Source organism: Streptomyces capillispiralis (assembly GCF_007829875.1).
GTDB lineage: Bacteria > Actinomycetota > Actinomycetes > Streptomycetales > Streptomycetaceae > Streptomyces > Streptomyces capillispiralis.
This window is the reverse complement of record NZ_VIWV01000001.1, coordinates 97,756-124,494: the sequence shown is the minus strand read 5'-3', so window position 1 is coordinate 124,494 and position 26,739 is coordinate 97,756. Positions and strand designations below refer to the sequence as shown.

19 protein-coding genes are annotated in these 26,739 nt (G+C 74.9%); 12 read left to right on the top strand and 7 right to left on the bottom strand.

The window, feature by feature from the left end; translation table 11 throughout:
- Positions 1–88 precede the first annotated feature (88 nt).
- The 4 genes from FHX78_RS00490 to FHX78_RS00475 all read left to right on the top strand — a co-directional run bounded on the left by FHX78_RS00490 (position 89) and on the right by FHX78_RS00475 (position 5,292).
- Positions 89–1,915, top strand: a complete 1,827-nt coding sequence (locus FHX78_RS00490) for a glycoside hydrolase family 2 protein (RefSeq protein WP_145865468.1) — start codon at positions 89–91, stop codon at positions 1,913–1,915.
- A gap of 105 nt (positions 1,916–2,020) precedes the next feature.
- Positions 2,021–3,391: an extracellular solute-binding protein gene (locus FHX78_RS00485; protein ID WP_373313084.1), complete on the top strand. Its 1,371-nt coding sequence runs from the start codon at positions 2,021–2,023 to the stop codon at positions 3,389–3,391.
- A 22-nt stretch (positions 3,392–3,413) separates the two neighbouring features.
- Positions 3,414–4,346 carry a carbohydrate ABC transporter permease gene (locus tag FHX78_RS00480; RefSeq protein WP_145865467.1) on the top strand — a complete coding sequence of 311 codons (933 nt, stop codon included), beginning with the start codon at positions 3,414–3,416 and terminating at the stop codon, positions 4,344–4,346.
- Position 4,347: 1 nt separating this feature from the next.
- Positions 4,348–5,292 carry a carbohydrate ABC transporter permease gene (locus FHX78_RS00475; RefSeq protein WP_145865466.1) on the top strand — a complete coding sequence of 315 codons (945 nt, stop codon included), beginning with the start codon at positions 4,348–4,350 and terminating at the stop codon, positions 5,290–5,292.
- Between the two features lie 133 nt (positions 5,293–5,425).
- Here FHX78_RS00475 and FHX78_RS00470 read toward each other — a convergent pair whose 3' ends face one another.
- The 4 genes from FHX78_RS00470 to FHX78_RS00450 all read right to left on the bottom strand — a co-directional run bounded on the left by FHX78_RS00470 (position 5,426) and on the right by FHX78_RS00450 (position 9,506).
- Positions 5,426–6,994, bottom strand: coding sequence for an MDR family MFS transporter (locus FHX78_RS00470; protein ID WP_189908691.1), 1,569 nt, complete (start codon positions 6,992–6,994; stop codon positions 5,426–5,428).
- 177 nt (positions 6,995–7,171) lie between these two features.
- Positions 7,172–7,837 (bottom strand): TetR/AcrR family transcriptional regulator, encoded by a 666-nt coding sequence (locus FHX78_RS00465; protein ID WP_145865464.1) that lies wholly within the window; start codon positions 7,835–7,837, stop codon positions 7,172–7,174.
- A gap of 271 nt (positions 7,838–8,108) precedes the next feature.
- Positions 8,109–8,603, bottom strand: a complete 495-nt coding sequence (locus FHX78_RS00455; protein ID WP_145865463.1) for a carboxymuconolactone decarboxylase family protein — start codon at positions 8,601–8,603, stop codon at positions 8,109–8,111.
- A 162-nt stretch (positions 8,604–8,765) separates the two neighbouring features.
- Positions 8,766–9,506: a carbonic anhydrase gene (locus tag FHX78_RS00450; protein ID WP_229924082.1), complete on the bottom strand. Its 741-nt coding sequence runs from the start codon at positions 9,504–9,506 to the stop codon at positions 8,766–8,768.
- A 284-nt stretch (positions 9,507–9,790) separates the two neighbouring features.
- Between FHX78_RS00450 and FHX78_RS00445 the strand changes: the two genes are divergently transcribed.
- A complete protein-coding gene (locus FHX78_RS00445) occupies positions 9,791–10,417 on the top strand; it encodes a DUF998 domain-containing protein (protein WP_145865461.1) in 627 nt (208 codons plus the stop codon).
- Here FHX78_RS00445 and FHX78_RS00440 read toward each other — a convergent pair.
- The gene (locus FHX78_RS00440; protein ID WP_145865460.1) at positions 10,394–11,254 is read right to left on the bottom strand and encodes a helix-turn-helix transcriptional regulator; all 861 of its coding nucleotides are present in this window, start codon (positions 11,252–11,254) and stop codon (positions 10,394–10,396) included. The genes FHX78_RS00445 and FHX78_RS00440 overlap by 24 nt on opposite strands.
- A gap of 126 nt (positions 11,255–11,380) precedes the next feature.
- Between FHX78_RS00440 and FHX78_RS00435 the strand changes: the two genes are divergently transcribed.
- Positions 11,381–12,373, top strand: coding sequence for an aldo/keto reductase (locus FHX78_RS00435; RefSeq protein ID WP_145865459.1), 993 nt, complete (start codon positions 11,381–11,383; stop codon positions 12,371–12,373).
- 36 nt (positions 12,374–12,409) lie between these two features.
- On the opposite strand, the gene FHX78_RS37125 is transcribed toward FHX78_RS00435, so the two are convergent.
- The gene (locus FHX78_RS37125; protein ID WP_145865458.1) at positions 12,410–12,610 is read right to left on the bottom strand and encodes a hypothetical protein; all 201 of its coding nucleotides are present in this window, start codon (positions 12,608–12,610) and stop codon (positions 12,410–12,412) included.
- Positions 12,611–12,823: 213 nt separating this feature from the next.
- Between FHX78_RS37125 and FHX78_RS00425 the strand changes: the two genes are divergently transcribed.
- Complete coding sequence (locus tag FHX78_RS00425; RefSeq protein ID WP_145865457.1) at positions 12,824–13,387, top strand: dihydrofolate reductase family protein; 564 nt, start codon at positions 12,824–12,826, stop codon at positions 13,385–13,387.
- 68 nt (positions 13,388–13,455) lie between these two features.
- On the opposite strand, the gene FHX78_RS00420 is transcribed toward FHX78_RS00425, so the two are convergent.
- Positions 13,456–13,671 carry a hypothetical protein gene (locus FHX78_RS00420; protein WP_145865456.1) on the bottom strand — a complete coding sequence of 72 codons (216 nt, stop codon included), beginning with the start codon at positions 13,669–13,671 and terminating at the stop codon, positions 13,456–13,458.
- A gap of 255 nt (positions 13,672–13,926) precedes the next feature.
- Between FHX78_RS00420 and FHX78_RS00415 the strand changes: the two genes are divergently transcribed.
- The 5 genes from FHX78_RS00415 to FHX78_RS00395 are packed head-to-tail and all read left to right on the top strand — an operon-like array spanning position 13,927 to position 26,630.
- Entirely contained in the window at positions 13,927–14,781 is an 855-nt protein-coding gene (locus tag FHX78_RS00415; RefSeq protein WP_145871529.1) for a DUF4132 domain-containing protein, read from the top strand.
- Entirely contained in the window at positions 14,778–19,832 is a 5,055-nt protein-coding gene (locus tag FHX78_RS00410) for a hypothetical protein (protein ID WP_145865455.1), read from the top strand. The genes FHX78_RS00415 and FHX78_RS00410 overlap by 4 nt, the downstream gene beginning before the upstream one ends.
- 35 nt (positions 19,833–19,867) lie before the next feature.
- Positions 19,868–21,040, top strand: a complete 1,173-nt coding sequence (locus tag FHX78_RS00405) for an ATP-binding protein (protein WP_145865454.1) — start codon at positions 19,868–19,870, stop codon at positions 21,038–21,040.
- Positions 21,041–21,045: 5 nt separating this feature from the next.
- Positions 21,046–24,684, top strand: a complete 3,639-nt coding sequence (locus FHX78_RS00400) for a vWA domain-containing protein (protein WP_167531652.1) — start codon at positions 21,046–21,048, stop codon at positions 24,682–24,684.
- Positions 24,681–26,630 (top strand): hypothetical protein, encoded by a 1,950-nt coding sequence (locus FHX78_RS00395; protein ID WP_145865453.1) that lies wholly within the window; start codon positions 24,681–24,683, stop codon positions 26,628–26,630. The genes FHX78_RS00400 and FHX78_RS00395 overlap by 4 nt, the downstream gene beginning before the upstream one ends.
- Positions 26,631–26,739: the final 109 nt, after the last annotated feature.

Genomic DNA, 26,739 nt, shown 5'->3' with positions numbered 1-26,739 from the left:
AAAACTTTTCGCCGCGGCCATTTACATCGATGTAATCGTATGGTCGCATGACCCCGTACCGAGCGCACCTGCACTGATGAGGAGCAGCATGAGCATGCCCCTGCCCCTGGACGTCCCGCGTCCGGAGTACCCCCGGCCCCAGTTCGTCCGCGAGGCATGGCTGAATCTCAATGGCCGCTGGCAGTTCGAGACCGACCGCGGGGACAGCGGACTGGAGCGCGGACTGCGCGACCGCGACCTCACCGGCGAGATCGTCGTCCCCTTCTGCCCCGAGTCCGAACTGTCGGGGATCGGCGACACGGACTTCATGGAGGCCGTCTGGTACCGCCGCGAGGTGACCGTCCCCGAGGAGTGGTCCGGCTCCGACGTGCTGCTGCACTTCGGCGCGGTCGACCACGACGCCACCGTCTGGGTCAACGGCACCGAGGTGGCCCGTCACCGCGGCGGCTTCACCCCGTTCACCGCGGACCTGCGCGGGGTGGCCGCGCCCGGCGAGAACGCCGTGATCGTGGTCCGCGCCCGCGACAGCCGGCACGGCCCGCAGGCCCGCGGCAAGCAGGCCACCTGGTACGCCAACACGCACTGCCACTACACCCGCACCACCGGCATCTGGCAGACCGTGTGGCTCGAGCCCGTACCGGCCGCTGCCCGCCTCAAGCGCCCGCGGATCACCCCCGACCTGGGATCGGGATCGTTCCACGTCGACCTCCCGGTCACCGGCAACCTGCCCGGCCACCGGGTGCGGGCCGTGCTCTCCGACCGGCACGGCGAGGTGGTGAGCGCCTCCGCCCGCGCCGACCTCGACCTGTGCCCCAAACTGGTGCTGACCGTGCCCGAGGACCGGCTGCGCACCTGGTCGCCGGCCGACCCGCACCTGTACGACCTGCGCCTCCAACTCCTCGACGCCGAGGGCGGCGTGGTCGACGAGGCCACCTCCTACGCCGGTCTGCGCTCGGTCGCGGTGCACGGCAAGCGGGTGCTGCTCAACGGCGCGCCGGTGTTCCAGCGGCTGGTCCTCGACCAGGGCTACTACCCCGACGGCCTGATGACCGCTCCCACCGACGCCGACCTCGTGCGCGACATCGAACTCGGGTTGCGGGCCGGCTTCAACGGCGCCCGGCTGCACCAGAAGGTGTTCGAGGAGCGCTACCTCTACCACGCCGACCGGCTCGGCTACCTGGTCTGGGGCGAGTTCGGAGACTGGGGCTGCGAGACCGGCGTCCGCGACGACAACCAGCGCCCCGACGCCAGTTACGTCGCCCAGTGGCTGGAGGCCCTGGAACGCGACCACTCCCACCCGTCGATCATCGGCTGGTGCCCGCTGAACGAGACGTACCAGCACCTCCACGACCGCATCACCCAGCTCGATGACGTGACCCGGGCCATGTTCCTCGCCACCAAGCAGGCGGACCCGAGCCGCCCGGTGATCGACGCCTCCGGCTACGCCCACCGCGTGCCGGAGACCGACGTGTACGACTCGCACTGCTACGAGCAGGACCCCGAGGCCTTCGCCAGGACCATGGCCGGCCTCGCCGAGGACCGCCCGTACGTCAACACCGGCCCCGACGGCCGCACCTGGTCGGTGCCCTACCGCGGACAGCCCTACTTCTGCAGCGAGTTCGGCGGGATCTGGTGGGACGCGGCGGCCGCCGCGACCGCCGCCGGCGACGAGACCGGCACCTCCTGGGGGTACGGCGAACGGCCGCGCACCGCCGAGGAGTTCGTGGCCCGCTTCACCGGACTGGTGGACGTCCTGCTCGACGACCCGGACATGTTCGGCTACTGCTACACGCAGCTCACCGACGTCTTCCAGGAGCGCAACGGCGTCTACGGCTTCGACCGCGGCGAGAAGTTCGACACCGCCGTACTGCGCCGGGTCCAACAGCGCCCGGCCGCCTGCGAAACCACCGGCTGACGGCGCCGGACCCGGTCCGGCGGACGACCGGAACCGGGTCCGCGCGCACGACACGTCCGCAGTACCCCGTCGGCGATGTACATCGATGTAGAGAAAGGTAGTGCCATGGTCGACCTGCCTGGCCCACGGGCCGCCTCCGCCAGGCCGGAAGGTAACCGCGCCGGACCGTCCCGACGAGGCGTGCTCCGCGCCTCGCTGGCCTCGGCCGCCGTCCTCCTCGGCGGCGGAGCCCTCGCCGGCTGCGGTTCCGCGGCAGCCGCGTCGGACCCGCGCACCGTGCGCATGTGGGACCTGTTCAGCGGCGCCGACGGCGCCCTGCTCGACGAACTGATCGACATCGCACGGCCCGACATGTCCGGCACCCGGGTCGACCGGACCGTGCTGGAATGGGGCACGCCGTACTACACCAAACTCGCCATGGCCTCGGCCGGCGGGCGCGGCCCGGACGTCGCCGTCTCCCACATGTCGCGCCTGGCGGGGTACGCGCCCCTGGGACTGCTCGACCCCTGGGACACCGCTCTGCTCGCCGAGTTCGGCGTCCGGGAGCAGGACTTCGCCGACGCGGTGTGGAGCCGCACCCAGCACCGGGGACGGACCTACGCCGTACCGCTGGACACCCACCCGTTCATCGTCTTCTTCCACCCCGACACCGCCCGCGAGGCCGGGCTCCTGACCGGCGACGGAGCCCTCGACCAGGAAGCCTTCTCCACACCCGAGCGCTTCCTGGAGGCCGGCCGGGAACTGGCCCGGGCCTCCGGCCGGCAGGGCATCGCCTTCGGCTACGCCAACGACACGGCGCAGGGCTGGCGGCTGTTCTACGGGCTCTACCGGCAGACCGGGAACGACTTCGGCCTGCCCGTCGGCGGCCGGGCCACGGCGGACCTCGACGCGATGACCGAGGTCATCGCCTTCATGCAGAAGCTGGTCGACGGACGGACCAACCCCCGCCGCCTCGACTACCCGGCGGCCATCGCCGCCTTCACCAACCGGCAGACCGGGATGATCCTCTCCGGGGAGTGGGAACTGGGCACCTTCCGCGCCGCCGACCCCGAGGTCGGTGCGGCACCCTTCCCCACGGTGTTCGGCACCCCGGCGGTCTACGCGGACTCCCACTCCTTCGTCCTGCCGAGGCGCCCCGACCCCGACGAGGCCCACCGCAGGCGCACCCACCAGGCGGTGGCCGCCATCCTCAGGGCCGGCCAGGTCTGGGCGAAGGCCGGCCACATCCCGGCGTACCGGCCGGTGACCCGCACCGGGGAGTACGCCCGGCTCGAGCCGCAGGCCCGGTACGCACAGGCGGCCGACCACGTGGTCCTCGACCCGGCCGTCTGGTTCGCCGGAGCCGGGTCCGACTTCCAGAACTCCATGTCCCAGGTGCTCCAGCAGTCGATGCTCGACGGCCTGGCGCCCGACCGGGCGGCCCGCGCCATGGTCGAGCGGATGAACACCGCCCTGTCCCAGCCCAGTCCGGCCTGAACCGCCGCGAAGGAGGCAGCAGATGTCCACTCACCTCGCTTCCCCCGGCCGGCCGCGGGCCGACCGGACCGCCACAGGACTCGGCGCGACACTGCGCCGCGTCGTCCCGCCGGGACTGCTCTTCGCCCTGCCGTTCCTCGTCCTGTTCGTCCTCTTCATGCTCTGGCCGATGGCCCAGGGCATCTGGATGAGCCTCACCGACACCTCGCTCTCCGCCCACGACCCGTCCTTCATCGGCCTGGACAACTACACGGAGGCCTTCGGCGACGCCGAGATGTGGCGCGCGATGGGGCACACCGCGTGGTTCACCGTCGTCTCCACCGTGCCCCTGGTGGCCGTCGCCCTCGCCATGGCCCTGCTGGTGTACACCGGCCTTCCCGGGCAGTGGGTGTGGCGGCTGGCGTTCTTCGCCCCGTACCTGCTGCCGGTCGGCGTGATCGGCCTGCTGTGGCTCTGGCTGTACCAGCCGGACCTCGGCCTCTACAACCACCTGCTGCAGGCGGTCGGACTGGACGGCTACGCCTGGCTGAGCGACGAGTCCATCGCCCTGTACGCGATCGTGATCGCCACCGTGTGGTGGACCGTCGGCTTCAACTTCCTGCTGTTCCTCGCGGCTCTGCAGTCCGTGCCCGACCACCTCTACGAGGCGGCGGCCCTCGACGGGGCGGGCGCCTGGCGGAGGCTGTGGCACGTCACGCTGCCCCAGCTGCGGCGCATCACCGGCGTGATCACGGTCCTGCAGATCCTCGCCTCGCTGAAGGTGTTCGACCAGGTGTACCTGCTCACCAAGGGCGGGCCCAACGGCTCCACCCGCCCCGTCGTCGAGTACCTCTACGACATGGGCTTCACCGGCTACCGCCTCGGCTACGCCTCCGCCATCAGCTACATCTTCTTCGCCCTCATCGTCCTCGCCTCCGCCGTGCAGTTCGTCGCCCTTCGCCGCAGGGAGAAGTGACATGACCTCCACCGACGTCCCGACACGGCCCGCGCGCCGCACGGTTTCCCCGCTCCCCGCCGCCCGCCGGGCCCACCGCGGCCGCCCGGCCGTGCAGCGCGGGCCCAACCTCACCCTCGGCGCGAGCCGGCTGTCGCGCACGCTCGCACTGGCGGCCCTCGCGGTCATGGCGCTGTTCTGGCTGCTGCCGATGGCCTGGGCGGTGTTCACGGCGTTCAAGTCCGAGCAGGACGCCAGCGATCCCCTCCACTGGATCTGGCCGCAGGGCGGCTTCACCCTGGACGGCTTCCGCACCGTGATCGAACGCGGCGACCTGCCGCTGTGGATGCTGAACAGCTTCCTCATCGCCGCGGCCGTCACGGTCGTCACCGTGGTCGTGTCGGCGATGGCCGGCTACGCCTTCTCCCGGACGCTGTTCCGCGGGCGGCGGTGGCTGTTCACGGTCACCATCGCGTCGATCCTGGTGCCGCCGCAGCTGCTGATCGTTCCGTGGTTCCAGCAGATGCTGACCCTGGACCTGGTGGACACCTACGCGGCGGTGATCCTGCCGCAGACGGTCGCGCCGGTGATGGTCTTCATCCTCAAGAAGCACTTCGACACGATCCCGCGCGAGCTGGAGGAGGCCGCCCGCATCGACGGCGCCGGCCACGCGCGGATCTTCTGGTCGGTGATGCTGCCGCTGTCGCGGCCGATGCTCGCCGCCGTGTCGATCTTCGTGTTCATCGGGGCGTGGAACAACTTCCTGTGGCCGTTCGTCTCGACGTCCGACCCCGCGCTGATGACCCTGCCGGTCGGCATCACCGCGGTGAAGGACGCGTACGGCGTCAACTACGCCCAGACGATGGCGTCCTCGGTGCTGGCCGCCCTGCCCCTGGTGCTGGTGTTCGTCTTCTTCCAGCGGCACATCGTCAAGTCGGTGGCGACGACCGGCCTCGGCGGCCAGTGACGCCCGCGCAGCGGTCCGGGGCGGAGCCCGAGGCGGGGTCCAGGGGCGGGTCCGGGGCGGGGTCCGGGGCGAGGCCCCTCCCCGCCCCGGACCGTTCGGCCATCGCGGGCACGTGGGGTGCCCGGGCCCGTGCTCAGTGGCGGAGCGCCGCCGGGTCGGCGTCCGCCGCGGCCGCCGGGCCGGACTCCTCGGCGAGCCGCTCCATGCCGCTGGTCGTCTTCAGGGGCTTCTCCTTGATGAACACCACCGTGATCAGGGCCAGCAGGGCACACGGGGTGGCGATGAGGAAGAGGTCGGCGGTGGCGACGCCGTAGGCGTGCTCCACGACCGCCCGCACCGGCTCGGGCAGGGTGCTCATGTCCGGGACCACGGCGTGGCCGCCGCCCGAGCCGCCGCCCGCGGGGACGCCCGCCGCGTCCATGCCCTTGGCCATCTCGGAGGCGACCCGGTTGGCGAGGATCGCGCCGAGGACACTGGTGCCGATGGTGCCGCCCATGCTGCGGAAGAAGGACAGCACGGAGGTCGCCGCGCCCAGCTCACTGGCGGGCACGTCGTTCTGGGCGGCCAGCACCAGGTTCTGCATCAGCAGGCCGACGCCGACGCCGAGCACCGCCATATAGAGGCTCAGCAGGGTGAAGGAGGTGTCCGCGCCGATGGTGGAGAGGAGACCGAGGCCGACCGTCATGGTCACCGCACCGGCCACCAGGTAGCGCTTCCAGACGCCGGTCCTGCTGATCAGCTGCCCGGCCACGGTGGACGACACCAGCAGGCCCAGGATCATCGGCAGGCTCATCAGGCCCGCCACGGTGGGCGACTTGCCGAGGGACACCTGGAAGTACTGGGAGAGGAAGACGGTGCCACCGAACATGGCGACGCCGACCAGCAGGCTGGCGACGGTGGTGAGCGTCACGGTGCGGTTGCGGAAGATGTCCAGCGGGATGACCGGCTCGGCGGTCCGGGCCTCGACGACCACGGCGGCGGCCAGCAGCAGGAGGCCGCCGCCGGTGAGCGCGGCGGTCTGCCAGGAGGCCCAGTCGAACTGGTTGCCCGCCAGGGAGACCCAGATGAGCAGGGCGCAGACGCCCGCGACGATGAGGAAGGCACCCAGGAAGTCGATCTTCACCTCGCGCCGTGTCACGGGCAGGTTCAGGGTGCGCTGGAGCAGCACGATGGCGAGCAGCGCGAACGGCACGCCGATGAAGAAGCACCAGCGCCAGCCCAGCCAGGAGGTGTCCACCAGCACGCCGCCGACCAGCGGGCCGGCCACCGTGCCCACGGCGAACACGGCGCCGAAGACGCCGGCGTACTTGCCGAGCCTGCGGGGCGGGATGATCGCGGCCATCACGACCTGGGCGAGCGCGGTGAGTCCGCCCGCGCCGATGCCCTGCACCACGCGGCTGAAGATCAGCAGTTCGACGCCGTGCGAGAAGCCGGCCAGCAGCGAGCCGACCACGAACAGGGCCAGGGACAGCTGGAGCAGCAGCTTCTTGTCGAACAGGTCGGACAGCTTGCCCCAGAGCGGAACGGTCGCCGTCATCGCCAGCAGTTCCGCGGTGACGACCCAGGTGTAGGAGGACTGGCTGGCTCCCAGGTCGGTGATGATCGTGGGCAGTGCGTTGGACACCACCGTGCCCGCCAGGATCGCCACGAACATGCCGGCCATGAGCCCGGACATGGCCTGGAGTATCTGTCGGTGGGACATGGGGGCGGGCGGCGCCACGTCGGGCGCCTGTGCTGCGGTCACGGCTTCTCTCTCAACGGTCGGTGACGAAAGCTGGGTCGTGCCCCGGCCGGGGCGGGGGCGTGGGAAGGTCGGGCGGGGCGTGCCGGGGCGGACCCGCGGCGGAGCCGGCGTGCGCCGTCCGCCTGTGCGGCGCGCTTACCGGGCCGGGGCCGGCAGACCGGCAGCGAGCAGGGCGAACACCTCACGGAATACATCGGCGAAGGCGTGTTCGTCCTGCCGTTCGCACCAGTGCTGCACGCTGACCCGCACCGCCGTGCCGGCCACGGCCGCCAGCAGCCTCGGGTACAGGTCGAGCACGGGCCGGCGCTCCCCGTCGGCCCCGTCCTCCAGGGGGACGCCACCGGCGGCGAGCCGCTGTGCGATCACCTCGGCGAGGCCCGTCTCGTCGGCCATGTGGGCGCCGAGGCTGCGCACCAGCAGGTGCGGGGACGTGCGCAGCACCTCGGCGTGCAGGCTCCACAGCTCGTGCTGCCGTTCGGCCTCCGAGAGCTCGACGGCGAGCGCCTCCCGCAGCGCGTCCAGGGGGGAGAGGGCCGCCGGGGCGTCGAGGAGCGCCCGCCGGACGCGCAGGCCCGCGTCCGCGTCGATGACGACGAAGGCGTCGTCCCGCGAGTCGAAGTAGTTGAAGAAGGTCCGCACGGACACCCCGGCCGCCGCGCTGATGGCCTCGACCGTGACGTTGTCCGCCCCTTGTTCGGCGGCGAGGCGCACTGCGGCCTCGGTGAGGGCGGCACGGGTGGCCCGCTTCTTGCGCTCCCGCAGCCCACCGCTCCCGCTGTCCTTGCCCGTCATGTCTTGCATGCTATGCAAAAATGCATGCTCTGCAAAATCGTCCGCCGGTACCCGGGCCGCACGTGGCGTGCCGGGGGAGGGTGGCGCGAGGAGGTGGCTTCGGTGCCTTGGCCGGTGATCGCCGCGGGTGGCGGGTGTGTCTGCCGGGCGGCGCGGGGTTCGCGGTGCGCAGACCGGCACCACGCTGCCCGCGCCGCTCTACCCCCTGTGCCGGCAGGAGTCCGGCTGCTCCGAGCCGACGGTCACGGCGTGACCGGCGGGCGGGCCCGGCACCCGGCTCTCACGACGCCGGCGTGGAGGTGCCGCGGACCGGGTGCTTGCTCATGACCGACAGCCGGTTGAAGGCGTTGATGGTGATCGCCACCCAGATCACGGCGGAGATCTCGTCGTCCGTCAGCACCGACCGGGCCTCGGCGTACGCCTCGGACTGCGCCCTGCCGTCGGCGGGGTCGGTGGTGGCCTCGGCCAGGGCGAGGGCGGCGCGCTCGCGGGGCGAGAAGAGCTCGGTGTCGCGCCAGGCCGGCAGGACACCGAGCCGCTGCGTGGTCTCACCGGCGCGCAGCGCGGCCGCGGTGTGCACGCTCAGGCAGTAGGCGCAGGCGTTGAGCTGGGAGACCCGCATGTTGATCAGTTCGACGAGCAGGCGGTCGAGCCCGGCCGAGGCGGCGACGCCCCGGACCGTCTCGGACACGTTCCGCAGGGCCCGGTACGCGTCGGGGCTCTGCTTGTCGATGTAGACCCGGTGCTCTCCGGTCCTCGCCGCCGTCTCTGTCACGTGGACTCCTTCGTCGTGCGGTCTCCGCTCGGTGCCCTGTCATCCTTCCATGAATGTTGAATGGAGAACTTCTTTTGGTGGGAGAGGCCGACGCGGCGCGGGGGAGCGGCGGCCGTTCACCGCCCGGCGCGGGCCCGTTCGTCCCGGGGTGGACGCGGTTCCTCAGTCCACTCGGTGCACGAGCTGGTTCGTCAGCTCGTAGCGGGCCCCCACGACGGCCAGCCGGCCGGCGGACACCCGGGCGGCCAGGTCCGGTTCGGCCGCCAGGTGCTCGCGGACCCGCCGTATGTTGGCGTCGATGGTCGCGTCGATGCGTGCCTCGCCCTGCTTGCCGTGGTCGATGGCCGGGGCGATCTGATCGGCGAGGTACTGGATGTGCGCGGGCAGCGGCTCCCCGGACTCCTCGGACTCGACCGCCGCGCGCACGGCACCGCACGACTGGTGCCCGAGCACCAGGACCAGGGGTATCTCCAGTTCCAGCACGCCGTAGGCCACGCTGCCGAGCACCGCCTCGTCCAGCACCTCGCCGGCGCTGCGCACGGTGATCAGGTCGCCGAGTCCCTGGTCGAACACCAGCTCCGGCGGGACGCGGGAGTCGATGCAGCTGAGCACCACGGCGAAGGGGTGCTGGCCCGCGACCAGTTCCTCGCGCACGGCACGTGTCTCGTCCGGGTGCTTCTCCCGGAAGGTGCGCCAGCGCGCGTTGCCGGCCGCCAGCTCGCGCAGGGCCTCCTCGGGGGTCTCGGGCCGCCGGCGCTTCCGGGGAGTCGCGGAGGCCGGAGCGGCACCGACGGCGAGTCCGGTGCCGACGGCCGCGGCGCCGGTCAGCGCGGAGCGCAGCAGCAGACGGCGGGCGGGTTGCTGGACGGGCTGCGGGGACGCCGCAGGGGAATCAGTGTTCACCGGGCGAACGTATGACCGGGGCGCGGTGGCTTCCGCCGTGCTGCCGAACCATGGCCTGCCCATGGGCGATTCATGAGGGCGTGTTGATCAGTTCTTGACAGGCGGGGGCGTCCAGGCGGCCGAGGGCCCGCCAGTGCGCGATCCACACCAGTTCGTGAGATGGCGAGTGCGGCCGGCGCCCGGGGACCGGCCGCGTCCGGGCAGTGGAGCCGCGGCCGGATGAGCGGCGGTCACCCCGCCCCCGCGTCCCACGGGACCCATATCACCCGTTCTGAGGTGGTTCGATGCTGCTTGTTCCCAGGTGGGCCTTGTTCTCGTCGGGGTGCGCCCCGGTCCTGCTGATCGGAGGCTGGGCGGTCGCGGCGTCGCTCGAGGGACCCGCGTACGACCCCACCACGCAGACGATCAGCGTCCTGGCCGCGTACGGGGCCTCGGGGTCCTGGGTGATGACCGGGGCGTTCCTCGCCCTGGGCGCCTGTCATCTGCTCACCGCCTGGGGGCTGCGGGCGGCGGCGACGGCCGGCCGTGTGGCGCTGGCCGGTGGGGGAGTGTCTGCCCTGGTGGTGGCTCTGGTCCCGGCGCCGAGCAGCGGAGGGTCCCTGCGGCACGGGTCGGTGGCCGTGGTCGGCTTCGTGCTGCTGGCCGTGTGGCCGCTCCTGGCCGTCGACGGAGGGCGCGCCGCTCCCTGGGCCCTCCGCCCCGCTCCGTCGATCCTCGCGACCGCGGTGATGGTGGCCGGCGCGGTGTGGTTCCTCGTCGAGATGCACCGCAACGGTGCCGCCGGTGTCGCGGAGCGCGTGGTGACGGCGCTTCAGTCGCTCTGGCCGTTCGTGGTCGTCGCCTCCTGCCTCCACGACAGGGCCCGCGGCGGGTCCCCGTCGTCCGCCTCACCCCACGGTCCCGCCCGCTGACCCCGCGGGGAACTCCTCGGTGCCGAGCACTTTCAGCAGTTCCATCCGCTCACGGGCCTCGGCGTCCGCCGGGGTGAGGACCACCAACTGCTGCCGCTGGTCCGGGGTGACCAGGGTTTCGCAGTCCATCACCAGGCGGCCCACGCGGGGGTGCAGGAACGTCTTGCGGTCGGCGCGCCGGACCGCCACCTCGTGCTCCTCCCACAGCCGGGCGAAGTCGGCGCTCGCGGCCCGCAGCCGGTCGACGAGACCGGTGACCGCGGGGTCACCGGACCGGCGGCCGACCGCCGCCCGCAGATCGGCCACGATCTGCCGGGCGTGGTGCTCGCGCTCCTCCGGCGGGCAGAGCGCGCGGGCCGCGGGGTCGGTGAACCAGCGGTACACGATGGAGCGCCGGTCCCCGCGGTGGCCGGTGTGGTCGCCCGCCAGCAGGACGGCCGCCCGGTTCTGGGCGAGGACCTCGCCCAGGTCGGACATCACCGTGGCGGGGGTGTCGCCGAGCAGGTCGAGCAGGCGTATCAGGCCCGCGCGGGCCAGGCGGGCCGCCCCTTCGGCGGGCGGTGGCCGGTGGCCGGCCAGGTGGAACAGGTGGTCGCGCTCGTCGTCGGACAGGCGCAGCGCCCGGGCCAGCGCGCCGAGCAGCTGGGCCGAGGGCTGACTGCTGCGGCCCTGCTCGAGACGGACGACGTAGTCCACCGACATGCCCGCGAGCATGGCCACTTCCTCCCGGCGCAGCCCCGTGGTGCGGCGGCGGGGGCCGTCGGTGATGCCGACCTCGGCCGGGCGGATCGCCTCGCGGCGACGGCGCAGGAAGTCGGCGAGCTGGTCACGTTCCATGGCCCCATGGTCCCTCCCGGCCGGCGGGCCGAGCCAGGGAGCGCCGCTCCCATGAAGAACGCTCCGCTCCCGCACACGGCGGCGCCGGAGCAGGGTGGCCGCAGACCGACGACGAAGGAGAACGCCATGCAGACACGAACCCTGGGCAGCACCGGCCCGGCCGTTTCCGCGCTGGGCCTGGGCGGGATGGCCATGTCGGGCGCCTACGGAACGGCCGACCGCACGGAGAGCATCGCCACCGTGCACGCCGCGCTGGACGCGGGTGTCACACTGATCGACACCGCCGACTTCTACGCCATGGGCCACAACGAGCTGCTGCTCGCCGAGGCGTTGCGCGGCCGGGACCGGGACAGTTACCGGCTGAGCGTCAAGTTCGGCATGCTGAGCGGCCCCACTCCGCGCTACGGCGGCCACGACGGCCGGCCCGAGGCGGTGAAGAACTTCCTCGCCTACTCACTGACCCGCCTCGGCACCGACCACATCGACATCTACCGCCCCGCCCGGCTGGACCCGGCGGTGCCGATCGAGGAGACGGTGGGCGCCGTCAAGGAGATGATCGAAGCCGGCCATGTGCGCCACCTCGGTCTGTCGGAGGTCGACGCGGCGACGGTCCGCCGGGCGCACGCCGTGCACCCGGTCAGCGACCTGCAGATCGAGTACTCGCTGATCTCCCGTGCCGTGGAGGGGGAGGTGCTGCCGACGCTGCGGGAACTCGGCATCGGCCTGACCGCGTACGGCGTCCTCGGGCGCGGCCTCATCTCCGGTCACTGGTCACCCGGCCGCGCCGGCACCGGCGACCACCGCGCCGCGAGCCCCCGGTTCACGCCCGGGAACGTGGAGCACAACCTCGCCCTGGTGGAGGCGCTGCGCCGGGTCGCCGAGGCGAAGGGATGCACCGTCGCGCAGCTGGCCATCGCCTGGGTGGCCGCCCAGGGCCAGGACATCGTGCCGCTGGTCGGCGCCCGCACCCGCGAGCGGCTGGCCGAGGCGCTGCCCGCGATCGACCTGGACCTCACCGCCGACGACCTCGCCGAGATCGAGAAGGCGGTGCCGGCGGGCTCGGCGCGCGGCGACCGGTACCCGCCCGTGTTCATGGCCGGCCTCGGTGTGGGGAACTGAGGGACGGAGGTCCTCGCGGGGCCGTGGCCGGATGCCTCAGGGGCCGCCGTCGCCGTCGGGGGAGGTCCCGGTGAGCGGTGCCCCCGGGTTCGGCCGGCCCGGCCGCACGTCGGGGCCGCCGGGCTGTCCGTCGCCGTCGGGGGTGCGTGCGCAGCCCGTGCGGGGCCGGCCGCCGACCGGCACGGTTCCGGGCAGGCGAATGCGTCGCAGGTGAACGCGTGTTCCGATGGTGTCCATCCGTCCCTTCTCCGTCCTCCGCGGCGCGGGAACGTCTGAGGGTTCCCCATCATGCGGAGGATCTCCTCCACTTTACTGGAGGCGGTCCTCCGGTGCAATCGGAGGCCCACGGACGGAGATCGCGCGGGAGCGGCCCGGCCGGTCCCGCGCGCCGAACGGGGCCTGCGGCGTCCGGCGGTCGTACCGTCGGACCGTGACCGAGGAGGACCACCGATGCGCAGCGTGATCTATTCGATGGGCGTCTCACTCGACGGCTACATCGTCGGACCCGACGGCGGCCTCGACTGGACGGGGCCCGACGAGGAGCTCTTCCGCTTCGTCACCGACGAGACCCGGGAGGTCGGCGTCTACCTGCTGGGCCGACGGCTGTACGAGACGATGCTGTACTGGGAGACCGCCGACCAGGACCCCTCCCTCGACGAGTCCCGGCAGGAGTGGGCCGCGCTCTGGAAGCGGCTGCCCAAGGTGGTGTTCTCCACCACCCTGTCGGCGGTGCGGGGCAACGCCCGCCTGGCCTCCGGCAGCCCGGCGCGGGAGATCGAGCGGCTGCGCGCCGAGCCGGGGGAGGGCGACATCGCGATCGGCGGCGCGACGCTCGCCGCCGAGGCGGCCGCGTCGGGTCTGATCGACGAGTACCGGACCAGGGTCTACCCGCTGCTGGTCGGCGGCGGCACCCCGTTCTTCCCCCGCCGCGAGCGCCGGGTGGATCTGGACCTCGTCGAGACCCGCACCTTCGGCTCGGGGGTCGTCCACCTTCGCCATCGCGTGAAGCGCTAGAGGGTCCGTCGTTCGGATCGTGCCGGCGCCGCGGGGCGTGGCACGCGCATCCGCCGTGCCGGCAACCCCTAGCCGTGCTCGCGCTCCAGGACGCGGCGGGCCGCCTCGGCCTCCGCCGCCGACGGGGACAGCTCGTCGAGGGAGTCGAGCTCGGTGTCGGCCTCCAGCTCCCGCTCCCAGGCGGCCGCGAGCCGTTCCTGTTCCTCGCGCGGTGCGGCGCCGACGGTCTCCCGGTGGGCCGGGTCCAACGCCGCCAGGAATCGTCCGACCGGGTCCGTGGGCATGCGGTGCTCCTTGTCGCTCGGAGAGGGGAAGCCTTCGCTCCAGCATGGCCAGCCGCGCCGGGGACGGCCGCCCGACACGGCCCGCGACCACCCTGATGGCCGCTTCGCCCTCCGGTCCGGCCGCCGCCCCGGCCGGACCGGAGGGCGAAGCGGCCGCCCCCGCCCCCGCCCGCCCGGCGGCACCCCGACCCCCGTTGTCAGCGGCCTCCTCTACAGTTCCGGTCACTTGATCAAATGTGGATGCGGGAGGCACGCATGGGGTGGGTGTCGGCGGGCGGCTACGAGGTCGCCCTGGACGACGGCAAGGTGGTGTGCCGCAATGCGGCGGGGCGGCGGCTGAAGTCCGTACCGCCCAAGATCGCCGACGATCCCGCTGTGGTGGGACTGCGTCAGCTCGTGGAATGGCTGGAGCGGCACGAACGGCAGTGCCTGGCCGACGTGGAGCGGTGGATGGTGCGCTCGCTGCCGGTGCCGTTCGAGGTGCTGGCGCGGGTCTGGCCGGACCCGGCCTGGCAGGCGGCCCTGCGCGACGTGGTGGTCACCGGCGCGGACGGCGCGGTGGCCGGATTCCTGCGCGACGCCGACCCCGAGCGCGGCCTCGGCGTGGTCGATCTCGACGGCGACACCGTCCGCCTCACCCCCGACCTGGTCCGCCTGCCGCACCCGGTGCTGCTCGACGACCTCGAGGACCTGCGCGAGTTCGCCGTCGAGATAGGCATCGAGCAGCGCGCCCAGCAGCTCTTCCGCGAGGTGTGGCACCGGCCCGCCGCCCTCGACGCCGAGGCCACCTCCGTGGAGGACCACGCGGGCGGCGCCTTCAAGGAACTGCGGTTCCTGCACGGCCGCGCCACACAACTCGGGTACCGCGTGCGCGCGGGCCACGCCGTCTGTTCCGTCCTGGAGGACGGCCGCGGCGTCGAGGCCCGGGTGTGGGTCGGCGACTACGAGGGCTACGAGGAGACGGAGACCGGCCCCCTGGTCTTCACCGACACCGCGGGCCGGGTCCTGAAGCTCGGCCGGATCGGGCCGGTGGCCTGGTCGGAAGGCATGCGCATGGCAGCCGCACTGTACGCCGGACGCGACATCGAGGACGAGGAGCGTGCGGCATGACGACGTACGACGGCATCACCTACGACGAGACCACCTCCGCCGCGCTGCTCGACGCCGGCGCCGTCCTGCCCTCGGGCACCACCGACCGGGAGGACGCCGACGTCCTCACCGTCCGCACGTACACGCACCCCGCACTGGACGAGCGGAAGATCGTCCGGCTGGTGCCGGGCATGCTCGGCGAGGCGGAGGACCTCGCCCTGGACTTCCTCGGACTGGCCCGGGAGCCGGAGACCCGCGAGGTCGGACAGGTGCGCCGGGAAACCCTCGGCTTCCCCGCGTGGGCCCTGGTCAACGACCCGGCGAACGGACACCACGCGCTGGCCCTCGTCCGGGACATCGAACGGCTCGCCCGGCAGGCCAAGTCCCGCCCCGGCCACGCCAAGGAGGGCTTCGAGGCGCTCGGGGAGCGGCTCGGCCGCGCCGTACCGCACTTCCTGCCCACCTTCTACGAGCAGGCCGCCCGCGTCTTCCTCCAGCACGAGAACACCACCTACGCGTCGGCCTTCTTCGGCAAGGCCCGCGAGGCGGAGCGGGTGCACGCGCTGACCGTCGACGAGGAGCGGCAGCGGGCCGTGTTCCTGGAGTTCGCCTTCGCCGGTGCGCTCACCGTCAAGGCGCTCAAGGAGCACGTGAAGGCCCTGGCGGCGCGGCTCACCCCGGCCGAGGCCTGGGCGCAGTACAGGCAGCTGACCGTGGAGCGCTGCGCCGCCGGCATGCCGCCGTACGCGTCGCTGCCCCAGGACGCGCGCGCCCTGATCAAGGCGGCGGGGCTGGACCGGGCCACCGAGGAGTGCGCCCTGGTCGCCGACCTGCTCGCGTCGCCCGCGGCGGTCCGCGCCCCCGCCTCCTTCTGGAACACCTACCGGGCGACGCTCGTCGTCCTGGCCGGACAGCGGCCCGCCGTACGGACCCGGCTGCTGGAGATCATGCCGGCCGGGCTCGGCCGCTCCACCGAGGACGACGAGTTCTGGCTGGCGCTGCTCGCCGAGACCGGCGCCGACCGGCTGCTCACGGGCGAGGCCGAGGCGGACGGGACCGACGCGGCGGACTGGCTCAGCCGCTGGGCCCTGCACCGCAAGCACGGCTCCTCGGTCAGCGGCCGCTCACCGGCCACCCTCGCGCTCGTGGAGCGCATGGCCCCGCGCCTGCGCGCCCAGGGCCGTCCCGTGGACCTCTTCACGGGCCGCTGGCACGCCGCCGCCGACCTCGACCTGCTGGACCTGTGCGCGGCCGAGGACATACCGCTGACCCTGCCCGGCGCCGACGAGGACGTCTCCCTGCCCGTCGCCCAGTGGCTGCACGAGACCCGGCCCGGACGGCGCGACCTGACGGCCGTCGCGGCGGACCCGCGCTGCCGGCGCCTGCTGTACCGCTCCGTCGGCACCCTGAGCGGCCACCGCCTCGGAGCCGGGGTGCTGGACGAACTGGCCGGGCACCCCGTGCTCGCGGACGTACTGCGCGCATGGCTGGACGACGCCGCCGCCGAACTCGACGGCGCGGCAGGCCTGCCCGACGCACGCGCCGCGCTGGAACGGCTGCGTCCGTTCCGTGCCGTCGCCGCCCGCGTCAGCCCGCAGGCCGTCGCCCGCGCCGCCGCCCTCGACGTCGCGCCGCTGCTGGGCCGCACCCTGCGCGCCGGCATCCCCGACGAACTCGGCTGGCCCGCCCTCGACGAGGCGCTGCGCCGCCTGGACGCGGAGACCCGGCGCGACCGCGACGACACCCTCACCGTCGACGAGGCCTGGCCGGCCCTGATCCTCTCCCGCGGGCACAAGGCCATCGTCGTGGGACCCGAGGACATCCTGCTCGAGCACGACCTGCGGCTCCCCGTGGAGCTGGGCCGCTGGCAGCGTCCGTCGTTCCGCTACACGGACGGCGAACTGCTGGTGATGTGGCGCCAGGACACCAAGCAGTACGGCTACTGGTCGGCCCGCCCGGCCGAGGTGTTCCCGCTCGGCGGCGAGAAGCTCCCGCACTGGTACGGCGGCGGCGACGCCGGCGAGACCTCGATCCCGCTGCCGGACGGCGGCCGCGCCACCGGCGGACGCGCCCTGCACGCGGGCGACACCGTCGTCCCGCCCGGCCGCCCCGTCCTCGGCGACGGCACCTCGTACTGGCGCCAGGGCCGGCAGGGACGGCAGCAGGTGTGGCTCGAGTACGACCCGGCCACCGGCACCCACGGGCGCGCCTCGCTGCCCGCGTTCCTGCGGTCCGGCATCCGCGAGGACGCGCGCCTGCTCCAGCAGCACTGCGCGGTGCTGCCGCTCCAGCCCGGCCTGGAACACAGCCCGTTCGGCACGGACGGCACCGTCCTCGGCCGCTGGGTGCGCACCGAGAACGACGGCGACGCGTCCCGCACCGTCGCCGGCACACCGGACGGACGCACCGTCAGCCTCCCCGCGGCACCCGGCCACCGGCCGGGCGTGCCGCTCGGCGCACTGCGCCTGCCCGGCGGCGCCGCGCCCGTCGCCGTCGCCCTGCACCGGCAGATCGCCCTGTGCACCGGTGACGACGGCACGGCCGCGCGGGAGCTGGGCCGGGTCACCGTGCTGGAACGCGGCGGTGAGTTCGCCGCCGGCACCCGGCTCGTACCGCCGGCCGACTTCTGGCACGCCCTGCGGCCCCGCGACGAGGACGCCTCGGCACTCCTGCGCGCCCTGGGCGACGAGCGGGCCGACGAGGTGCTGCGGGCCGGCGCCCGGGCCCTGGCGGAACGGCAGGCGAAGGCCGCGGCGGCCGCCGCACAGGCGAAGACGGCCGGTGACCCGGGCACCGGGACGGGCACGGCGGCCACCACCACCCGGCCCGCCGTCCCGTCCGCCGACGAGGTCCTGCGGGACGTCGTCGCCGGCTGCCTGCCCGGCCTCACCGAACCCCACCTGCTCACCGGCGTCACCTCCCTCGTGCGCGCGGTGCTGCGCCTGGCGGAGTCCGTCGCCACCTTCGTGACCCCACCGGTGGAACGGCCCAGGGCCGAACGGCGGCGCGTCGAGGGCATGTTCGCCGACTACAGTCCCGAGGACGGCGACGACCAGACGCTGCGCGAGGCGACCGCCGGACTCGCCGTGCAGCAGGGCTGGTGGGGCGGCGGGGAACGCTGGAGCGTGCTGCGCCAGATCCGCGCCGTCAACCACGTCCTGTCCGGGAAGCCCGCCGACGGCAGGGCCCTGCCCGACGCCGCGCGGTCCACCGGGGCCGCCGACGGGTGGCACAGCGACGAGTTCACGATCCCCGCCGTCGGCGCGGTGTGGCCGTCCGTGCTGGACGCCCTGCGCCCGCTCGCCTACCGCGCCGCCTCACCGGCCCTGACGCCCGCGCACCGGCAGGCCCTGCTGCTGCTGTTCGAGGCGGTCACCGAAGGCCCGCTGGCCGCGCCCGGCGGCGCGCTGCGCGAGATCGCGCTGAGCGAGCCGGACGGCGGGCTGGAGCGCGCCGGCCAGGTGCTGCGCCGCGACGGCCGCACCGTCGTCGTCCTCGGCCGCCACACCTCCGACCGCCGCACCGGACGCGTGACCTGGCTGGCCCTCGACCACGACCCGGCCGGCGCGTTCGGCGCGGTCGCCCACTTCACCCTGGACCGCGAGACCGCCCACCCGCCGGTCTTCCCGGCCGACGCGCTGGCCGCGGTGACCGGGCTGATCCGCGACAAGGGCGCCGCACCCTGGCAGCCGGAGGCGCCCGCCGCCCTGGCCGCCGCGACACGCGACGGCCTCGGGCCGGTGCAGGCGGCGCTGCTGCTCGCCGGGAAGCCGGTGCAGCTCACCGACGAGGTCATCGCCGCCACCGGCCTGAAGCCGCGGCAGAAGCAGCTCGGTGACGCCCTGCTGTCCTCACTGGAGTTCGCCGACCAGACGGCGCTCGTCGGCGCCCTGCTGCCGGAGGATCCGGGCGACCTGTGGACGGCCGGACCGGACACGGACGCCGCGGGCCGGGTGTGGGCCGAACGCCTGGACGGGTTCGTCCGCCTGCCCGAGGACCTCGCCGGGGACCTCGCCCTGGCCGGCCTGCCCGCCGCCGTGGTCGAGCAGGTGCTCAACCCGCGCCGCACCCCCTGGATCAGCCGCACCACCGTGCTGCGGCCCGACAAGGACGGCAACCTCGTACCCGAGGACCCCCGGGCCCTGCCCGGACGGTACGACCTGACGCGCGCCGTCGCCGCCCTCGCCGGGCTCGCCTACTCCCTGCCGTACGGCCACCCCCTGCGCGCCGGCCTGCCGGAAGGGCTGGCCGCCCTGCGCCGCCGCGCGGCGGACCCGGAACTGCTGCTCGACCTCGACCTGGCGTGGACCGAGAAGGGCTCGTCGACCGCCGTCGAACTGCGCAAGGCCTACGGACTGCCCGCCACCGGCGGCGCCGACGCACACGGCCTGACACCCGTCGGCGAGGCACTGGTCCTGCGCCCCTGGTACGGCGACCAGGAGGCCGTCCTGGTCCGCACCTGCGCCCTCACCGGCGCGGACGACCCCGTGTTCGGCCTGGTCGAGGGAATCGTCGGCCCCGGACGGGACGAGGGCATGCTGGCGCTGCGCACGGTGCTGGACGACGCCCTCGCCCGCGCCCTCGTGGCCGGCACCGAACCCGACGGACCGACGGGCTACGCCCAGGACCCCGCCGTCAGCGTGCCGGACCTGGTGGCCGAGGTCGCCGGCACCCACGGTCTGGGACCCGACGCGGCGGCGCTCTACCTGCAACTGCTGGCCCTGCCCGACCCGACGGACCGCAACTGCGCCCGCTGGACGGGATGGAAGCCCGCCCGCATGAAGAAGGCACGCACCGAACTGGCGGCCACCGGCCTGGTCGTCGAGGCGAAGCGGGCGCGCGCCGGACGCACCCTCTTCCTGCCGTGCGGCTGGCTCGACCTGAAGTCCCCCGCACTGCCGGTGGAGCTGTGGAAGAAGGGCCTCTACCCGGTCCCGGAGCACTCCCGCGCGCTGCCCCTGATGCCGGTTCCCGAACTGTTCGCGCGCGCGTGGGACCGCGTACGCGCCGGGGACGCCCCGGCCTACGAGGAACTCACCACTCGCGCCACCCGCAAGGGCCGCCGCCGATGACCACCGTCCACCCGCACCCGGAAGAAACCGCCCCGATGACCACCACCGTGTCCCCCGCCCCGCCCGCCCGCCAGATCGTCCCGCCCGAGGACCGGTACGCCACCGAACTGGCCTTCCTCGCCGCCCACGACGACGGACCGCGCCCGCCCGCGTGGCGGCTCACCCCGCGCGCGGTCGTCACGTTCGTCATGGGCAGCGACGGCGCGGCCCTGAAGCTGCCCGACGACGCCGACGTGCCCGACGGGGTGCCGCGCCGCCTGGTGATCCAGGGCAAGTTCGTCGGCGACCGTGCCCTGGTCGAACGGTGCGTGGTCACCCTCGCCGGGGAGCGCGGACTGCTCCTCGTCGGCGAGCCCGGTACCGCCAAGTCGATGCTGTCGGAACTGCTCTCCGCCGCCGTGTGCGGCACCAGCGGCCTGGTGGTCCAGGGCACCGCCGGCACCACCGAGGACCAGCTCAAGTACGGCTGGAACTACGCGCTGCTGCTGGCCCAGGGCCCCAGCCGGCAGGCGCTGGTGCCGTCGCCCGTCCTGACCGCCATGTCCCAGGGGGCCGTCGCCCGCGTCGAGGAGGTCACCCGCTGCCTGCCCGAAGTGCAGGACGCGCTGGTGTCGCTGCTCTCCGAACGGCGCATCGCCGTGCCCGAACTGGCCGGCACCGACGACGCCCTGGCCCACGCGGCGCCCGGCTTCACCCTCATCGCCACCGCCAACCTCCGCGACAAGGGCGTCTCCGAGATGTCCGCGGCCCTCAAGCGCCGCTTCAACTTCGAGACGGTCGGCCCCATCGGCGACCTCGACGCCGAGACCGCGCTGGTGCGCGGCCAGGCCCGGGCGTCCGTGGAACGGGCCGGGGCACCCTTCCAGGTCGACGACGCCGTACTGGAGGCCCTGGTCACCGCGTTCCGCGACCTGCGCGAGGGCCGCTCGGCCGAGGGCTGGGAGGTGGAGCGGCCGTCCACGGTGATGAGCACCGCGGAGGCCGTCTCCGTCGCCGGCGCGCTCGCTCTCGCCGCGGCCTACTTCCCCGGCGACCGCGATGTGCTCGGACTGCTGCCCGGCCACCTGCTCGGCGTGGTCCGCAAGGACGACCCCGCCGACGCCGCCCGGCTGCGCGGCTACTGGGACGGTCCCGTCCGGCGCCGCGCCGAACAGGGTTCCGCGACCTGGCGCACCCTGTGGGACCTGCGTACGGTCCTGGAGGGCTGACGGCCGTGTCCCACTCCCACCGGGCCGTCCCCGCCCTCCCCGCTCCCGGCGGCCCGCCCGTCCCGCCCGAGGAGGCGCTCGCCGTCCTCACTGGACCGTCCGCGCCCTTCCTCGTCGGCGTACGGCACCACGCGCCCTCCCTGGCCGCCGCGGTGCCCGCGCTGCTGGACGGGGCGAAGCCGCAGGTGCTGCTCGTCGAACTGCCCGCCGAGATGCAGCAGTGGCTGCCCTGGCTCGGCCACGAGGAGACGCGGGCCCCGGTGGCGCTCGCCGCCGCTCCCGGTGACGGGAGCGGCGCGGGACCGGCCTTCTACCCGTTCGCCGACTTCTCACCGGAACTGGCCGCCGTGCGCTGGGCCGCCCGGCACGGCGTGCCGGTGGTCGCCTGCGACCTGCCGCTCGCCGACCGCGCGTGGACCGCGGGACGGCGGTCCCCGGGGACGCCGGCCGCCGGCCCCGGCGTCGCCACCGCCCTGCGGGCCCGCCTCACGGGCCGCCCCGGGGACGACCTCTGGGACCGGCTCGTCGAGGCGACCGCCCCCGGCTCCCCGCCCGAGGCCCTGCGCCGGGCCGCCCTGCTCACCGGGTGGGCCCTGCGCGAGGACGCGGCAGCCTCCGGCGGCGTACCGGAACTGGACCTGCGGCGCGAGCGCTGGATGCGCGCCCGGCTGGCGGAGGCCACCGCGCAGGGTGAACGGGCCGCCGTCGTCGTCGGCGCGTTCCACGCCCCCGCCCTCGTGGGGCCGGGCACCGGCGAGTCGGTGGCGCCCGGCACCGGTGCGCTCGTGGCGCCCGGCACCGGCGAGGAGGAGGACCCGACGGCCGCCGGCGCCGACGCGCGGCAGACGGCCTGGACGACCTCCCTCATCCCGTACACGTACGCCCTCCTCGACGAGCGGTCCGGCTATCCGGCGGGCATCCGGGACCCGGAGTGGCAGGACATGGTCCTGCGCGCGGCGGGCGACCCGGCGGCGCTGGAGGAGGCGCTGACCCGGGCGGCCGTGAGCATCTGCGCCGCACTGCGCGCACTGGGCCACCCCTCGGGGCCCGCCGACGCGCGCGAGATCAGCCGGCTCGCCGCCGACCTCGCCCGGCTGCGCGGCCTGCCCGCGGCGGGACGCGGCGAACTGGTCGAAGCCGTGCAGACGGTGCTCGCCCAGGGGGAGCCGCTCGGGCGGGGCAGGGCCGTGGCGCGGGCGATGGAGCGCGTGCTCGTCGGGACGCGCGGCGGCCGCCCCGCCCCGCGGGCGCCGCGCAGCGGCCTCGCCCCCGCGGTCGAGGACGAGGTGGCGCGGCTCGGCCTGCCCGGCCCGCGGGAGGACGGCCCCGCCCCGGCGCGGGACCTGCGGCTGGACCCGCTGCGGTCCGACCTGGACCGCCGGCGCGAACTGCTGCTGCGCCGGCTGACGGTGTGCGGGGTGCCCTACGCGGAGGCCAGGGAGGTCGTCGGCGCGGGCGGCGCCGAGGCACTCACCTCGCGTTGGGAGGTGCGCTGGACACCGGCCACCGCGGCCATGCTGACCGCCGCCGGCATGCGCGGAGTCACCCCCGCCCAGGCCGCCGAAGGCGTCCTGCGCGAACGGCGGCGCGTCGAGCGCGACGAGGGCGGGCCGACGGCCGCACAGGCCCTCGAAGGGCTCGAACGGGCGGCGGAGTGCGGCCTGCCAGGGCTCGCGGACGAACGGCTCGGCGACGTCGCCGACGTCCTGCCCCCGGCCGGCACCCTGCCGGAACTCCTCGCCGGTCTGGCCCTGCTGGACCGGCTGCGGGCCGGGCACGTCCCGGGGCTCGGCACCGACAAGGACCGTGACGTCCGGACGGCCGCCGCCGCGGAACTGCTCACCGCGGCGGCGGTGCGGCAGGTGGACGGCCTGACCGGGTCCGACGACCTCGCCGACGCCCATGCCCTGCTCGAACTGTCCCACCGCGCCGACCTGTTGGGCGGCATCCGGCTCGCCGACGCCCTGGCCCGCCTGTCCGCCGACGGCTCCCCGCTGATGCGCGGTGCCGCCGGGGCCGTACGCGTCCTGCTCGGACACGAGGACGCGCGGGCCCTCGGCGACCGCGTGGCCTCCTGGGTCGACGGGGCCACCGAACCCGGCTCCCGCGCCGCGCTCACCGACCGGCTCAGCGGACTGCTGACCGCCGCGGGCCCGCTGCTGGAGGCGGCGCCGCCCGCGCTGGAGCCCCTGCTCACCCGCGTGTCCGAACTGCCCGACAGGGCGTTCCTCGAACGGCTCCCCGCGCTGCGCGGCGGCTTCGACACCCTGAGCCCCGCGGCCCGGGACCGTCTCTTCGCCACCGTCGAGGAGCGCCTCGGCGCCGCGCACGTCACCGACACGGACGGCGTCGACCCGGCCGCGCTCGCCACCTGGACCGGGGCGGACTTCGCCGCCCGCGAGGTGCTGCGCTCACTGGGCCTGCTGCCCGCGCCGGCCGGCGGGCAGCGGGAGGAGGCCGCCCCGGAGCCGGGGCCGCCCACTACGGCGACGAGCGGTCCCGCCGAGGCGGCCGAGCCCCGGACCGACGACCGTCACATCGCGCCCGCCGACCGCTGGCGCCTGCTCCTCGGCCGCCGCACGGACCGACTGCCGCCGTCCGCCGCCCGGCTGGCGACCGCACTGGACGAGCTGTACGGCAGCGGACGCGGTGAAGGCAGCCGGGGCGACCTCTCGCGCCGCTCCGGAACCCGGGCCGGACGCGAGGCGCCGTACCCCGGCGTGCGGGAGTGGTCCGAGGAACTGGCCGCGCTCTTCGGGCCGGGCATCCGGGAGGAAGTGCTGGCCGCGGCCGCGGAGTCGGGCCGCAAGGACGTCCTCACCGAGCTGGACGCGGACCGGGTGCGGCCCTCGGTGGACCTGCTGCGCACCGTGCTGCGGCACGCGGGCGGACTGCCCGAGGCACGTCTGGCCGCGCTGCGCCCCCTCGTGCGGCGGCTCGTGGACGAGCTGACCCGCCACCTGGCCACCCGGCTGCGCCCGGCCCTGCACGGCACGACCCTGCCACGCCCCAGCAGACGGCCCGGCGGCGGCCTGGACCTGCCCCGCACCCTGCGGGCCAACCTGGCGACCGCGCGCCGCGCCCCCGACGGCACGGTGCGGGTGATCCCCGAGCGTCCGGTCTTCCGCACCCGGGCGCGCCGGGCCGCCGACTGGCGGCTGATCCTGGTCACGGACGTCTCGGGATCCATGGAGGCGTCCACCGTGTGGGCCGCGCTGACCGCTTCGGTGCTGGCGGGCGTGCCGACGCTCTCCACCCACTTCCTGGCGTTCTCCACGGAGGTCATCGACCTCACCGGGCACGTGGACGACCCGCTGTCGCTGCTGCTGGAGGTCAGCGTCGGCGGCGGCACCCACATCGCCGCGGGCCTGCGGCAGGCGCGCGAACTCGTCACCGTTCCGTCGCGCACCCTCGTCGTGGTCGTCAGCGACTTCGAGGAGGGGTATCCGCTGGGCGGTCTGCTCGCCGAGGTCCGCGCCCTGGTCGCGGCCGGCTGCCACGTCCTGGGCTGCGCGAGCCTCGACGACACGGGCCGGCCCCGCTACTCCACGGGCGTCGCCGGTCAGCTCGTCGCCGCGGGCATGCCGGTCGCCGCCCTCAGTCCGCTCGAACTCGCCCGCTGGGTAGGGGAGAAGATCACATGAGCCCGGGCCTGCCTCCGGTCGTCCCGTCCGTCACCGCGGAACTCGTCGCCGCGCTCTCGCCGCGGCTGCGCAAACGGCTCGACGCCGGCGTCACCAAGCTCCTGGCGCGTCCGGCCGCCCGCGACGGCGACACCGTACGGATCGCCGTCGACGACGACACCGACGTCGTCCTGAACGCGCCCGGCGGGACGGTGACCAGCGCGGACGCGATCCACTGCGGATGCCTGCTGGCCCCCGACTGCCTGCACCGCGCGGCGGCCGCCTCGGCCGCACCGGTCGCGGACCCCGACGCGGCGCCCGCGTCGGAAGCGCCGCCGACGGGTGGCGCGGAAGAGACGACGGCTGCGGAATCGTCAGCGACGCCGGCCGACGGCGCGGGAGAGTCGGCGGCGCGGGATACGGAAGTGCCGCCGACGGGTCGTACGGGCGAGGCGGCGGCGCGGACAGCGGAACCGGCGCCGACGGGCGGCGGGGAAGGGACGGCGCCGCGCGCATCGGAACCGGCGTCGGCCGGTGGCGCGGGAGGGGCGGCGGTGGCGGAGACCGCCACCGAGGCCCAACGCACCGCCGCCCGGGCGGTGTTCGACGCGGCAGCCGCCGTACTGGAGGCCGGTGCGGACGGCGCCGGCGCCGTGCTCCAGGCCGAGCTGCTGCACGCCGCCCACACCGCCCGCCTCGCCGGCCTCCCGCGGGCCGCCGCCGCGGCGGTCTCCGTCGTCACCGGGGTGCGCGCGGCCCGCACGGCCGACCCCGGGTACCGCCTCACCGACCTCGCCGGCGCACTGGCCGACGCCCTGGGCGTCGCCCACCGCCTCCCGCACGCCACCGGCCCGGACCTGACCGCACTGCGCGGCACGGTCCGGCAGCCGTACCGCCCGGACGGCTCGCTGCGTCTGTACGGGCTCTTCTCCGAACCCGTCCTCACGGCGACCGGCTACGCCGGCGCGGTCACCTGGACCGCCGACGCCCACGGCCGCCTGTACACGGTGTCGGACGTGGCACCGGGCGGGCCGGCCCGGGCGACCGGCGCCGCGGACCGGGCCGTCCGGATCGGCGACACCTCCCTGACCCACCGTGAACTGTCCCGCGCCGGGCTGGCGGTGTCCGGCGCGACCGTCTCTCCCACGGGCCGCCTCGGCGCGGGGGCGGGCGTGCGGGCGGTCCGCGCGCCCGGTGTCTCCTGGCGCTCCGAGCCGCTGGACCGGCTGTGGGAGGTGCCCGCCGCCGAGCAGGTCGCCCGGGCCCTGAACGGCGGACCGGACCTGCTGTTCCTCGAGGCGACCGTCCTGGGCACGGTGCGCGGGACGGCGGACGACGCCCTCCTGGCCGACTGCGCGGGCCTGGCCCTGCGGTTGTCCACGGCCCACGACGACCCCGCGCTCCCGTACCGCGACAACCTCCGTCTGCTCGCCGCCGCCGGGGGCAGCCGGCTGCGGATCGTGGCGCGTCTGGCGCCGGGACCGCTTCCCCGTGCCCTGCTGCTCGCCGCCGAGCATCCCAGCGACGCCGGTGCCCGGGTGGACCTCGGTCTCGACCGCCTCCGGCGCGCGGACCTGCCCACCGGGGCGGCGGCGCCACCGGCCCCGACCGTGCCCACCGGGGACGAGGCACCCCTGCACCTGCTGCGCCGCCGGGTCCACCAGACGGTGTCGGGAGGCCGCGGTGTCCTCGCCCTCGCCGGAGACCAGGCGGGCGACCGCGCCCGCCTGCGCCGCCTCGGCCTCACCACCGCGGGAGACCTCCTCGACGACCTGCACGCGGCCGCGGCGGACCGCTCCCGTGACACCTTCGGCCGCCTGCTCCCGGCCGACACCGCCCACTTCGCCCGGGCCTGGCTGGCCGCGGCCGTCTACACCGACACCGTCGAACGGGCACTGTGCGCGAGCGCCTGGGGAGCCGCCCCGGCCGACGTGCCGGCCGGGGCCCTCACGCCGGCGGCCCGGTGACCGCCCGGGCCGCGACGGGACGCACAAGGGGAGGGGCGCGTGCGGGCGGGGCGCCGCACCGGCCGAGGAGGACGCCGCGGATATTCACGCGCCGTGCCCCGCCGCCTGT

What these genes read in the sequence shown, in the direction of transcription:
- FHX78_RS00475 (WP_145865466.1), top strand. Translation starts at nt 4,348, where the DNA reads ATGACCTCCACCGACGTCCCGACACGGCCCGCGCGCCGCACGGTTTCC.
- FHX78_RS00435 (WP_145865459.1), top strand. Translation starts at nt 11,381, where the DNA reads ATGCAGACACGAACCCTGGGCAGCACCGGCCCGGCCGTTTCCGCGCTG.
- FHX78_RS00420 (WP_145865456.1), bottom strand. Translation starts at nt 13,671, where the DNA reads ATGCCCACGGACCCGGTCGGACGATTCCTGGCGGCGTTGGACCCGGCC.
- FHX78_RS00480 (WP_145865467.1), top strand. Translation starts at nt 3,414, where the DNA reads ATGTCCACTCACCTCGCTTCCCCCGGCCGGCCGCGGGCCGACCGGACC.
- FHX78_RS37125 (WP_145865458.1), bottom strand. Translation starts at nt 12,610, where the DNA reads ATGGACACCATCGGAACACGCGTTCACCTGCGACGCATTCGCCTGCCC.
- FHX78_RS00425 (WP_145865457.1), top strand. Translation starts at nt 12,824, where the DNA reads ATGCGCAGCGTGATCTATTCGATGGGCGTCTCACTCGACGGCTACATC.
- FHX78_RS00405 (WP_145865454.1), top strand. Translation starts at nt 19,868, where the DNA reads ATGACCACCACCGTGTCCCCCGCCCCGCCCGCCCGCCAGATCGTCCCG.
- FHX78_RS00440 (WP_145865460.1), bottom strand. Translation starts at nt 11,254, where the DNA reads ATGGAACGTGACCAGCTCGCCGACTTCCTGCGCCGTCGCCGCGAGGCG.
- FHX78_RS00485 (WP_373313084.1), top strand. Translation starts at nt 2,021, where the DNA reads ATGGTCGACCTGCCTGGCCCACGGGCCGCCTCCGCCAGGCCGGAAGGT.
- FHX78_RS00445 (WP_145865461.1), top strand. Translation starts at nt 9,791, where the DNA reads ATGCTGCTTGTTCCCAGGTGGGCCTTGTTCTCGTCGGGGTGCGCCCCG.
- FHX78_RS00395 (WP_145865453.1), top strand. Translation starts at nt 24,681, where the DNA reads ATGAGCCCGGGCCTGCCTCCGGTCGTCCCGTCCGTCACCGCGGAACTC.
- FHX78_RS00415 (WP_145871529.1), top strand. Translation starts at nt 13,927, where the DNA reads ATGGGGTGGGTGTCGGCGGGCGGCTACGAGGTCGCCCTGGACGACGGC.
- FHX78_RS00410 (WP_145865455.1), top strand. Translation starts at nt 14,778, where the DNA reads ATGACGACGTACGACGGCATCACCTACGACGAGACCACCTCCGCCGCG.
- FHX78_RS00465 (WP_145865464.1), bottom strand. Translation starts at nt 7,837, where the DNA reads ATGCAAGACATGACGGGCAAGGACAGCGGGAGCGGTGGGCTGCGGGAG.
- FHX78_RS00490 (WP_145865468.1), top strand. Translation starts at nt 89, where the DNA reads ATGAGCATGCCCCTGCCCCTGGACGTCCCGCGTCCGGAGTACCCCCGG.
- FHX78_RS00470 (WP_189908691.1), bottom strand. Translation starts at nt 6,994, where the DNA reads ATGTCCCACCGACAGATACTCCAGGCCATGTCCGGGCTCATGGCCGGC.